Source organism: Rhodobium orientis, assembly GCF_003258835.1.
In the GTDB taxonomy this organism is placed as follows: Bacteria; Pseudomonadota; Alphaproteobacteria; order Rhizobiales; family Rhodobiaceae; genus Rhodobium; species Rhodobium orientis.
On record NZ_NPEV01000090.1, the window covers coordinates 1 to 10383 of the forward strand.

At 65.8% G+C, this 10383-nt stretch carries 9 protein-coding genes; 4 read left to right on the forward strand and 5 right to left on the reverse strand.

The window, feature by feature from the left end:
* Positions 1 to 304 precede the first annotated feature (304 nt).
* Genes CH339_RS23035 through CH339_RS23055 form a run of 5 tightly spaced genes read right to left on the reverse strand, consistent with a single transcriptional unit; the run spans position 305 to position 5371 of the window.
* Positions 305 to 1090 carry an SDR family NAD(P)-dependent oxidoreductase gene (locus CH339_RS23035; protein ID WP_111436759.1) on the reverse strand — a complete coding sequence of 262 codons (786 nt, stop codon included), beginning with the start codon at positions 1088 to 1090 and terminating at the stop codon, positions 305 to 307.
* Entirely contained in the window at positions 1087 to 2073 is a 987-nt protein-coding gene (locus tag CH339_RS23040) for a sugar-binding transcriptional regulator (protein WP_111436760.1), read from the reverse strand. Before CH339_RS23040 ends, CH339_RS23035 begins: the two co-directional genes overlap by 4 nt.
* Positions 2074 to 2130: 57 nt before the next feature.
* Positions 2131 to 3603: an FGGY family carbohydrate kinase gene (locus tag CH339_RS23045; protein ID WP_111436761.1), complete on the reverse strand. Its 1473-nt coding sequence runs from the start codon at positions 3601 to 3603 to the stop codon at positions 2131 to 2133.
* A 5-nt stretch (positions 3604 to 3608) separates the two neighbouring features.
* The gene (locus tag CH339_RS23050; protein ID WP_111436762.1) at positions 3609 to 4559 is read right to left on the reverse strand and encodes a transketolase family protein; all 951 of its coding nucleotides are present in this window, start codon (positions 4557 to 4559) and stop codon (positions 3609 to 3611) included.
* Positions 4556 to 5371, reverse strand: coding sequence for a transketolase (locus CH339_RS23055; RefSeq protein WP_111436763.1), 816 nt, complete (start codon positions 5369 to 5371; stop codon positions 4556 to 4558). Before CH339_RS23055 ends, CH339_RS23050 begins: the two co-directional genes overlap by 4 nt.
* A gap of 185 nt (positions 5372 to 5556) precedes the next feature.
* Between CH339_RS23055 and CH339_RS23060 the strand changes: the two genes are divergently transcribed.
* The 4 genes from CH339_RS23060 (at position 5557) to CH339_RS23075 (ending at position 9963) form a co-directional block, all read left to right on the forward strand.
* Positions 5557 to 6531 (forward strand): ABC transporter permease, encoded by a 975-nt coding sequence (locus CH339_RS23060; protein ID WP_201240857.1) that lies wholly within the window; start codon positions 5557 to 5559, stop codon positions 6529 to 6531.
* Positions 6532 to 6659: 128 nt separating this feature from the next.
* A complete protein-coding gene (locus tag CH339_RS23065) occupies positions 6660 to 7598 on the forward strand; it encodes a sugar ABC transporter substrate-binding protein (RefSeq protein ID WP_111436765.1) in 939 nt (312 codons plus the stop codon).
* A gap of 20 nt (positions 7599 to 7618) precedes the next feature.
* Positions 7619 to 9112, forward strand: coding sequence for a sugar ABC transporter ATP-binding protein (locus tag CH339_RS23070; RefSeq protein ID WP_111436767.1), 1494 nt, complete (start codon positions 7619 to 7621; stop codon positions 9110 to 9112).
* Positions 9113 to 9174: 62 nt separating this feature from the next.
* Entirely contained in the window at positions 9175 to 9963 is a 789-nt protein-coding gene (locus CH339_RS23075) for an SDR family oxidoreductase (RefSeq protein WP_111436766.1), read from the forward strand.
* The last annotated feature ends 420 nt before the right edge of the window (positions 9964 to 10383 follow it).

Consider the following 10383-nt stretch of genomic DNA (forward strand, 5'->3'; position numbering starts at 1 on the left):
CGCTTCGACCACCCGTGCGAGATCCGTCATCGTCTCAAACTCCCATTCCAGAACTGCCGTTCGATAGATCGTTTTGCGCCAATGCGAAATCCCCCTGGCGCCCCGGGGCGTCGTTCTTGGCTTCTTTCGAAGCGTCCGCGCAACGCAAGGAAGCGCCCGGCGCCCTCCACCGCGGCCGAAAAATGCACGACCACGGGGAGGTCCGTGGCCGTGCAGTTGGTGCCGGGAGGATTGCTGGCGGAAAGATCCTTCGGGCGATCGCCGATGCCGGCAGATTGAGCGCCGGCGCCGGCGCGCCGTCGGATCAGGACATGATCAGGCCGCCGTCGATGTTGATCGTCTGGCCGGTCAGGTATTCCGCGTCGTCGCTGGCAAGGAACGCCACGAGGCCGGCGACGTCCTTGCCGGTACCGGCCCGCTTCATCGGGATGTTCTGGACCCATTCGGCCATCAGCTCGCCGGGACCGTAGTCGCCGAGCATCTGGCCCCAGACCCGGTCGTTATAGTCCCACATGTCGGACGAGATGATGCCCGGGCAGATGGCGTTGACGGTGATGCCTTCCTCGGCGACTTCCTTGGCAAGGCTCTGGGTGATGCCCATGACGCCGAATTTGGAGGCCGCGTAGTGGGGCGTGTAGATGAAGCCCTCGCGGGCCTGGCCCGACGCGGTGTTGATGATCCGCCCCTTGGTGCCGTTCTTGCGCATGCGCCGGATCACCTCCTGGCAGCACAGGAACACGCCCTTGGTGTTGACCGCCATGACGTCGTCCCACTCCTTCTCCGTCATGTCCTCGATCTTGGCGATGGTGATGATGCCGGCATTCTGCATGGAGATGTCGACCGGGCCGAATTCGGCCTCCGCCGCGTCGTAGAGCGCTTTCACGGCGTCGATGTCGGTGACGTTGCAGACGACGGGCAGGATCTTTGCGCCGGTAGACGCGCGGAGCTTTTCGGCCGCCTCGTTCACCTGCTCCTCGATGGAGGCGATCACCACATTGGCGCCCTCGCTGGCGAAGCGCTCGGCGACGGCGTAGCCGATGCCCCTGTTGCCACCGGTGACGACGACGGTCTTTCCTTCGAAACGTTTCATGCCACTTCCGCTCCTTCTTCAAACTCCTGCTCGCGGTCGAGCAAACGCGCGGCCGTGAATTTGTCGGTGATGAGCATGCTCAAGACACCGGTCTTCAATGCCCCGGCAATCGCCCGGGTCTTCGATTTTCCGCCGGCAAGGGCGATGACCCGCTCGACCTTGCCGAGCTGGGCCATGTCCATGCCGATGACGCGGTCGTCGAGGGGCGTCTTCACCATCCGCCCGTCCTTGTCGAAGAACCTGAGGCTCATGTCGCCAACGGCGCCGGCCTCGGCGACGTCGGAGAGCTCGCCGGCGGAAAAGACGTTGCCGCTGCTGGCCAGCATGCGCGACGGTTCGACCGCGCCGATGCCGATGATCGCCAGCGTGATGCTGCTGAACAGGTCGATCGTCTCGCGCACGTAAGGATCGCTCAGCATGACGAGCTTGGCCTCGCGCGACTGGGCGACCCCTTGCGCGCTCAAAAGGCGGGGCTCGGCGCCGGTCAGCTTGGCGAGCCGTGTGGTCAGTTGGGTGGCGTGGGTCTGGACGGCGGGATTGCCCATGCCGCCCAGCGTCTGGACGACGTATTTCGCCTTGCCGGTCTTCATCGGATGGATGTTGTCGACCATCTTCAGGATGGTCTCGGACCAGCTCGACACGCCGATCACTTCGCCGGTCTGCAGCGTCACCTCAAGGAAATGTGCGGCCGCCTCGCCGATGCGCGCCATGATCGCGCCGTCGCGGTCCTCGGCGCATTCCACGACGATCGCCTCTGGCAGGTTGAAGCGTTCGCGAAGGCCGGTCTCCAGGTCGCCGTAGGTGCCGGACGGCGCGGCGATGGTCGTCCTGACGATGCCTTCGTCCTGGGCCCGTTTCAGCATCCGCGAGACCGTCGCCTGGGAAAGGCGCAAGTGCCTGGCGATTTCCGCCTGGCGCTTGTTTTCCACGTGGTACATCTGTGCAACCCGTGCGATCAGGCGAAGTTCGTTGATCCGGGCCATCGCAATTCTCCGAATGGTTCAGCGAAACTCCCGAACTCCCCCGAACATCTCTCCAAGTCAAGTTTTCAGCGTCGAACGGGCGATCGCCCGGTGCCAGTTATCCAGTGACTTCTGGCGTATGTCCGGGTCCATCGCTTGCGAAAGGGTCTCGGTGCCGACCGAAAGCTTCGAGATCGCCTCCAGCGACTCCCACATGCCGGTGGCAAGGCCCGCCAGGTAGGCAGCGCCCAGCGCAGAAGCCTCGGTGCTCTCGCAGATGATCACCGGATGGTCGAGATAGCCGGCGACGAGGCCCATGAGGAATGTGTTGGAACTCGGTCCGCCGTCGACGAACAGCCGCCCGACCTTGGCGCCGCCGTCGCGCTCGACGATCCGGAAGACGTCGGCGACCTGCAGGGGGATGCTCTCAACCGCCGCGCGGGCGACATGGGCCGGTCCGGAATTGAAGCCGAGCCCGGAAATCAGCCCGCGGGCCTCGGCATTCCAGTGCGGCGCGCCGAGGCCGACGAAGGCCGGCACCAGGACGACGCCGTCGGCGGAGTCCACCGTTTGCGCCAGGTCCAGCAATTCGGCGACGTCCTTGAGGCCGAGAAGGGTGACGACCCAGGGCAGCGCCGAGGCGCTGACGAGGATGTTGCCCTCAAAGGCGAAGGTGGAGGTGCCGTTCAGCGACCAGGCGATGGTGGTGGTAATGCCCCAGGGCGGGGCGACGAATTGCGGGATCGTCGTCATCACCGAGGAACCGGTGCCGAAGGTCACCTTGCCGTCGCCCGCGCCGAAGGCGCCATGGCCGAAGAGGGCGCCATGGGAGTCACCGATGGCGCCGCCGACCGGGATGCCGTTCGGCAGGGCGGCAACGTCAGCGGTGACTCCGAAGACGTGGGAAGAATCGAAAACCTGCGGCAAATGGGCCGCGGAAACGCCGAAGATGTCGCAGAGCTCTTCGTCCCATGACGCGGACGCCAGGTCGAAGAGCTGGGTGCGGGCGGCGTTGGAGCGGTCGCAGGCATGGACGGCGCCGCCGGTGAAATTCCAGATCAGCCAGGAATCGACCGTGCCGACGCACACATTGTCCGGGTCATGGCCGTCCGGCAGATTGTCGAACAGCCAGCGGATTTTCGGCGCCGGAAACAGCGGGTCGAGGGGCAGGCCCGTGCGGGCGATGATTTTTTCCTCATGGCCGGCCTCGCGCAGGGCGTCGCAAGCAGCCGCAGTGCGCCGGCACTGCCAGGTGACCACCGGGCCGATCGGCTGGCCGGTGCTGCGGTCCCAGGCGAGCACCGACTCGCGCTGGTTGGAAATGCCGACGGCGGTGATCTCGACATCGCCGGCGGCCTTCCGGCAGGCCGCGATGGCGTCGGTGACGCTCTTCCAGATCGCGATACCGTCCTGCTGCACCCAGCCGGAGCGGGGGTGCTCGATGGGGACCGGGGCAGAGCCCCGGGCCAGAACGCGGCCATCCTCGGCGACCAGAATCGCCTTGCTGTTGGTGGTGCCCTGGTCAACGGCGAGAATGGCACGCTCTGTCATCGCAGCTACGCTTTCCGTTTGAGGAGCGCCATCGCGCGCTCGGCGATGCCCTCCGGCGACATTCCGAACTCATCGAGAAGGAAGTTGGCAGACCCGGTCGGCGGGAAGATACCGGGAACGCCGAGAATCTCCATCGGCACCGGCCGGCCGCGCACGACGACTTCGGCAACGGCGCTGCCGAGGCCGCCGAAGACCGTGTGCTCCTCGCAGGTGAGGATCGCGCCAGTGTCTGCCGCTGCCGCCCCGATCGCCTCTTCGTCGATCGGGCGCACGGTCGCCATGTTGAGGACCCGGGCCTCGATGCCGTTGCCGGCGAGGAGATCGGCCGCGGCAAGCGCCCGGTGGGTAAGGACCCCGTTGGCAATGATGGTGAGGTCCGAACCCTCGCGCAGGCGGTTGGCCTTGCCGAGCGCGAATTCATGATCGTCGGGCAGGATGTCGGGGACGCCGACGCGGCTGAGGCGCAGGAACAGCGGCCCCTCATAGCTTGCCGCAAAGCGGGTCGCGGCAGCCGTCTCGGCGCGGTCGCACGGGGCGATCACCGGCAGGTTCGGCAGCGCCCTCAGCCAGGCGAAATCCTCGATCGAATGGTGGGTCGGTCCGAGTTCGCCATAGGCCATGCCGGCGCTGATGCCGCACAGCTTCACATTGGCGTTGGAATAGGCGATGTCGGCCTTGATCTGCTCCAGCGCCCGGCCGGTGAGGAAGCAGGCCGCGCCGCAGACGAACGGCAGCTTGCCGCCATTGGCAAGGCCGGCGCCGACGCCGACCATGTTCTGTTCCGCGATGCCGACATTGACCAGCCGGTCGGGCCATCGGTCGCGGAAACCGCCGAGCTTGCTGGAGCCGACGGAATCGTTGCAGACGGCGACGATCTCCGGGTTCGCTTCGGCGAGCGCCTCCAGGGTGCCGACGAAGGCGTCGCGGCAGTCGTAGAGTTTGGTCTCAGCATTCATTGGGCGGCCGCCTCCAGTTCCTTCATCGCCTGCTCGTACTGCTCGCGGCTCGGCACCTTGTGATGCCACTCCACCCGGTCCTGCATGAACGAGATGCCCTGGCCCTTGTTGGTGTGGGCGACGATGCATTTCGGCTTGCCGGCAACGCGGGCCTCAGGGGCGAGGGCGCCGACGATGGCGTCCATGTCGTTGCCGTCGATCTCGACGACGGCCCAGCCAAAGGCTTCGAAGCGCGGCGGGATCGGCGCCAGGTTGTTGGTGTCGGCGAGCCGCGCGCCCTGCTGCAGGCGATTGTGGTCGATGATCAGGGTGAGATTGTCGAGCTTGAACTGGGCGGCGGCCATCGCCGCTTCCCAATTGCTGCCTTCCTGCATCTCGCCGTCGCCCGTCAGGACGAAAGTGCGCCAGGAAGCGCCGCTCATCTGCGCCGCCTTGGCCATGCCGACGGCGACCGGCAGGCCGTGTCCGAGCGGCCCGGTATTGGTCTCCACGCCCGGCACCTTCGTGCAGTTGGGATGGCCGTTGAGGCGCGAATGGGGCTTCAGGAACGTCGCGACCTCGTCCCTGGGGATGAATCCGGCTTCGGCGAGTGTCACGTAAAGCGCGTTTGCGGTATGTCCCTTGGACAGCACGAAACGGTCGCGGTCGGGCTTCTTGGGGGCCGTCGGGTCGACATCGAGGACATGGAAGTAGAGCGCCGTGAGGATGTCGATCGCCGACATTTCGCCGCCGATATGACCGGCGCCGGCTTCGAACACGGCCTGAAGGTCACGCCGCCGGATGCGGTTTGCGATGGCCTTGAGATCTTGCATCGGGGTAGCTTCTTTCTGAATATTTATTCGCGTATAATTATCGATGCATAATTGCGTTCTGTCAAGCGCCGACGGCCGACCGGTAATGGGACTATTGGGCGCATATCCTGCCAATTGACAATCCCCGAATGACTTAGTATGAATATTTCTAACAACGTGCATAAATATTCTTAACGGGGAAACGCATGAGCGACTCTGCAATGGTCGGCCGGTCTGCGCCAAGGCTGAAGGCGTTGCTCTCCCTTCGCGGAGCAACCGGTCCGTTGATCGGCCTCGTCTTGCTGTGCGCCTTTCTCGCGGTGGCCACCGACTCCTTCTTCACCGTCAGAAACATGCTCAACGTGCTCGACCAGATCACCGTGCTCGGGATCATGGCGGTCGGCATGACGTTCGTGATCCTGATCGGCGGCATCGATCTCGCCGTCGGCTCGGTTCTCGCCCTCGGCATGATGGTGATGGGGTATCTCTCGAACTACATGGGCGTGCCGCTGCCGCTGGCGATCGTTTGCGCGCTCCTCGTCGCCGCCTTCACCGGGGTCGTTTCGGGGGTGCTGGTCACCGGGTTCGGGGTGCCGGCCTTCGTCGCCACCCTGGCGATGATGTCGATGGCCCGCGGCGTTGCCAACATGATCACGGACGGCCAGCAGATCGTCGGCTTCCCCGCATGGTTCAACCTGATGGCGATCATCCGCCATGGCGGCTTCCTGACGGTGACCGTCGGGGTGATGATGGTGGTGTTCCTGCTTGGCTGGCTGTTCCTCAGGTTCACGACCGGCGGACGCAGCCTCTATGCCATCGGCGGCAACGCGGAGGTCGCGCGGCTCGCCGGCATCAATGTCAAGCTGGCGACGATCGGCGTCTATGTCGTGTCCGGCCTTCTCGCCGGGCTTGCCGGTGTCGTGCTCGCCGCCCGCCTCGATTCCGTCCAGCCGAGTTCCGGGTTCACCTACGAGCTCGACACCATCGCCGCGGTGGTGATCGGCGGTACCAGCCTTTCCGGCGGCACCGGCGGCATCGCCGGCACGGTCGTCGGCGTGCTGATCATCGGCGTGCTGCGCAACGGCCTCAATCTGCTCGGCGTCTCGCCGTTCACCCAGCAGGTCGTCATCGGCGTCGTCATCGCGCTCGCGGTCGCAGCGGAAGCATTCAGGAAAAAGTGAGGAATCTCGCCAGAGGCCGACTGACGACCAGTCCGCCCGCAATAACCTGCCCGCAAAGGGTCTGGCAGACCCGGGGTCGCCGCCAAAGGCGCGGGGGCTTCGACAAACCCCAATGGAGGAGACTTCGAATGACGTTCAAGAACAAGGTACTGGGACTCGCCCTGGCGGCGACCACGGCGCTCGGCACGATCGGCGCCGCCTCGGCCGACGAGCCGGACAAGATCGGCCTTGCGGTCGCCAACCTGCAGGCCAACTTCTTCAACCAGATCAAGCAGTCGGTCGAGGCCTATGCCGAGACCAAGGGCATCGAGGTGATCACCGTCGATGCCAAGGGCGACAGCGCCACCCAGGTCAACCAGGTGCAGGACCTGCTGACGCAGAACATTGATGCCCTGATCTACATCCCGGCCGGCGCCGCGGCGGCGACCGTGCCGACCCGCCTGGCCCATGCCCAGGGCGTGCCGGTCGTCAACGTCGACCGCAATGCCGACGGCGAGCCGGGCGATACTTTCATCGCCTCCGACAGCGTCAAGTCGGCCTACAATGTCTGCAAGCACATCTTCGAGCAGGCCGGCGGCGAAGGAAAGATGCTGATCGTGCACGGCCAGAAGGGCACCACGCCGGAAGTCGACCGGGCCAAGGGCTGCGCTGAGGCGCGCGAGGAATTCCCGGGCATCGAGGTCGTCGGCGAGCAGTGGAGCCAGATCTGGTCGCAGGACGAGGGCTTCCAGCTCACCCAGAACATGCTGCAGGCGCATCCGGACACGGTTATCGTCTGGGGCCAGGCCGACGCGCTGGCGCTCGGCGCTGCCCAGGCCGTCAAGGTCGCCAACCTGCCGCAGCGCATCTGGGTTGCCGGCTTCGACGGTGATACCGCGGCGCTCGAAGCCCTGCGCGACGGCGTCTTCGACGTGACCGCCACCCAGCAGACCCAGTATATGGGCCGTCTGGCCGTCGACAGCGCCATCGCTCTCGTCAAGGGCGAGGACGTTCCCAAGGAGCAGCTCCTGGAAGCGACACTGACGACCCAGGATAACGTCGGGCCGTTCATCGAAAACCATCCGTGATCCAACGGGAACGCGGCGCCATGACCTCACCGAGCCAAAAGCCGATCCTCTCCCTTGAGGGCATCAGAAAAAGCTACGGCCAATTGGAGGTCCTCCACGGCATCGACTTCGATGTGCATGCAGGTGAGGTCGTGGCGCTGCTCGGCGAAAACGGTGCCGGGAAATCGACGGTTTCCGGCATCATCGCCGGCTCGATCCAGGCAACGACGGGGCGGATGGAATGGCTCGGCGAGCCGTTCGAGCCGGCCTCGCCGCGCCAGGCGATCGACGCCGGCATCGGCCTGATCCACCAGGAATTACGGCTGCTGCCGCACCTGTCGATCGCCGAAAACGTCTTCGTCGGCCGCTGGCCGACGAAGAACGGCGTCGTCGACCGCGCCAAGATGGTGCGCGACGCCCAGGAGCAGCTTGACCGGCTCGGCCTCAAGATCCCGGCAACGCGCCTCGTCGACGGCCTGTCGACGGCGGCCCAGCAGCTTATCGAGATCGCCAAGCGGCTGGCGCTCAACGCCCGTCTCCTGATCCTCGATGAGCCGACCTCGGCGCTCGGCGGTGCGGAGACCGAAAAGCTGTTCGAGCAGATCAAGCGGCTGAAGGCCGAGGGCGTCGGCATCATCTACATTTCCCACCGGCTGGAAGAGATCGCCCGTGTCTCCGACCGCATCGTCGTCTTGCGCGACGGCGAGAAGGTCAACGAGTTCGACAGCGGCGACGTGCCGGTGCGCGCGATCGTGGAGAGCATGGTCGGGCGCAAGCTTGGCCGCATGTTCCCGCAGATCCCGGAGCCGAAGGACGAGATCGTCCTTGAGGTGGAAGACCTCAGCGCGCCCACCGGCGCCTTCAAGGACGTGAATTTCGACGTCAGGAAGGGCGAGATCTTCGGCATCGCCGGGCTCGTCGGCGCCGGGCGCACGGAACTGGTGCGCGCCCTCGTCGGCGCCGATCCGATTTCGCAAGGCCGCGTGCGCCTCGACGGCGAGGACATCACCCCGCGCAAGCCCGCCGATGCGATCCGCCGCGGCATCGTGCTGGTGCCGGAGGACCGCAAGCTGCAGGGGCTCGTTTTGGAGCACAGCCTGACGGAGAACCTCGGCTACGCCAACAAGCGGTCGATCTCCGCGGCCGGCATCGTCAGCAAGAAGCGGCTCATCGAATTCGCCCAGGACGCCATCAAGCGGTTCGGCGTCAAGGGCTACTGGCACCAGAACGCCGACGAGTTGTCCGGCGGCAACCAGCAGAAGCTCGTCATCGCCAAGTGGCTGGCGCGCGGACCGGAGATCGTCGTCCTCGACGAGCCGACCCGCGGCATCGACGTCGGCGCCCGCTCCTCGATCTACGACATCATCGTGGAGCTGGCGGAACGGGGCGTCGGGGTGATCGTCGTCAGTTCCGACCTGGAAGAGGTGCTCGGCGTCTCCAACCGCATCCTCGTCATGTCGCACGGCCGCCAGACCGGCATCCTTGAACGCAACGAGGCGAGCGAAGTCTCGGTCATGGAGCTGGCCACCAGTTGACGGCGCGGGCCTTCTGCCGATGGGCGAGGGTCGGGCGCCCTTGAGAGCCTGAGGGAAGAAACATGGAAGACATCACACTGAACGCGCCGAAGCTCTTCGATCTTTCCGGCAGGACCGCGGTGGTGACCGGCGCCGGCAGCGGCATCGGCCAGCGCATCGCCATCGGCCTTGCCCAGTGCGGCGCCGATGTCGCCTGCCTCGACCGGCGCCAGGACGACGGTCTTTCCGACACCGCCTCCCACATCGAAAAGGCCGGGCGCAAGGCGCTGCTGATCACCGCCGACGTGACCAAGAAGGCCGCGCTCGCCGATGCGGTTGCCAAGACCGAGGCCAACCTCGGCCCGCTCAGGATCGCCGTCAACGCCGCCGGCATCGCCAACGCCAATCCGGCCGAGGAGATGGAGGAGGAGCAGTTCGACACGCTGATGGAGATCAACCTGAAGGGCGTCTTCCTGTCCTGCCAGGCCGAGGCGCGGGCGATGCTGAAGAATGGGGGCGGCTCGATCATCAACATCGCCTCCATGTCCGGCGTCATCGTCAATCGCGGCCTGATGCAGGTGCACTACAACTCCTCCAAGGCCGGCGTCATCCACCTGTCCAAGAGCATGGCGATGGAGTGGGTCGACCGCGGCATCCGGGTCAATTCCATCAGCCCCGGCTACACTGCGACGCCGATGAACACGCGCCCGGAAATGGTCCACCAGACCAAGGAATTCGAGAGCCAGACGCCGATGGGCCGGATGGCATCCGTCGACGAGATGGTCGGGCCGGCCGTGTTCCTCGCCAGCGACGCGGCGTCCTACTGCACCGGTGTCGACCTCCTCGTCGACGGCGGCTTTTGCTGCTGGTAGCAGCCGATCCGTTCCATGCCTCCTTGAGGCCGTTCGGATCGGGCGCCGCGAGCGACGTTTACGCTCGAGCTCTGCCAGGCACCGATGAAGATGCAGGGCAGCCTGCCGAACGGTGAGGGTGTGTCGATGCTCGTGCCGGCAATGTCACGGCCGAGCCCCGCTCGTTGAGCTTGCCGATCCCGTTCGGCGCATCCCGCGCCGACCGATCGGCCCGGCCCCCATCCCGGATCACCAATATGTCGCCGCGCCGCGGCCGCCGCATGATCTGCGTGTGGACCGCCAAGACGTCGATCAGACAGGTTTGCCGGCACCTCCGGGTCCCGGAACACGTCTCACAAGGTCATCCGACCCGACGAGGCCGGTTCGCATGCGCACGCAGAGGCGCGATCTCCGCAGCCTTCAGGGGGGGGCTCGGCCGGC

What these genes read in the sequence shown, in the direction of transcription:
- CH339_RS23075 (WP_111436766.1), top strand. Translation starts at nt 9,175, where the DNA reads ATGGAAGACATCACACTGAACGCGCCGAAGCTCTTCGATCTTTCCGGC.
- CH339_RS23070 (WP_111436767.1), top strand. Translation starts at nt 7,619, where the DNA reads ATGACCTCACCGAGCCAAAAGCCGATCCTCTCCCTTGAGGGCATCAGA.
- CH339_RS23065 (WP_111436765.1), top strand. Translation starts at nt 6,660, where the DNA reads ATGACGTTCAAGAACAAGGTACTGGGACTCGCCCTGGCGGCGACCACG.
- CH339_RS23045 (WP_111436761.1), bottom strand. Translation starts at nt 3,603, where the DNA reads ATGACAGAGCGTGCCATTCTCGCCGTTGACCAGGGCACCACCAACAGC.
- CH339_RS23040 (WP_111436760.1), bottom strand. Translation starts at nt 2,073, where the DNA reads ATGGCCCGGATCAACGAACTTCGCCTGATCGCACGGGTTGCACAGATG.
- CH339_RS23055 (WP_111436763.1), bottom strand. Translation starts at nt 5,371, where the DNA reads ATGCAAGATCTCAAGGCCATCGCAAACCGCATCCGGCGGCGTGACCTT.
- CH339_RS23050 (WP_111436762.1), bottom strand. Translation starts at nt 4,559, where the DNA reads ATGAATGCTGAGACCAAACTCTACGACTGCCGCGACGCCTTCGTCGGC.
- CH339_RS23060 (WP_201240857.1), top strand. Translation starts at nt 5,557, where the DNA reads ATGAGCGACTCTGCAATGGTCGGCCGGTCTGCGCCAAGGCTGAAGGCG.
- CH339_RS23035 (WP_111436759.1), bottom strand. Translation starts at nt 1,090, where the DNA reads ATGAAACGTTTCGAAGGAAAGACCGTCGTCGTCACCGGTGGCAACAGG.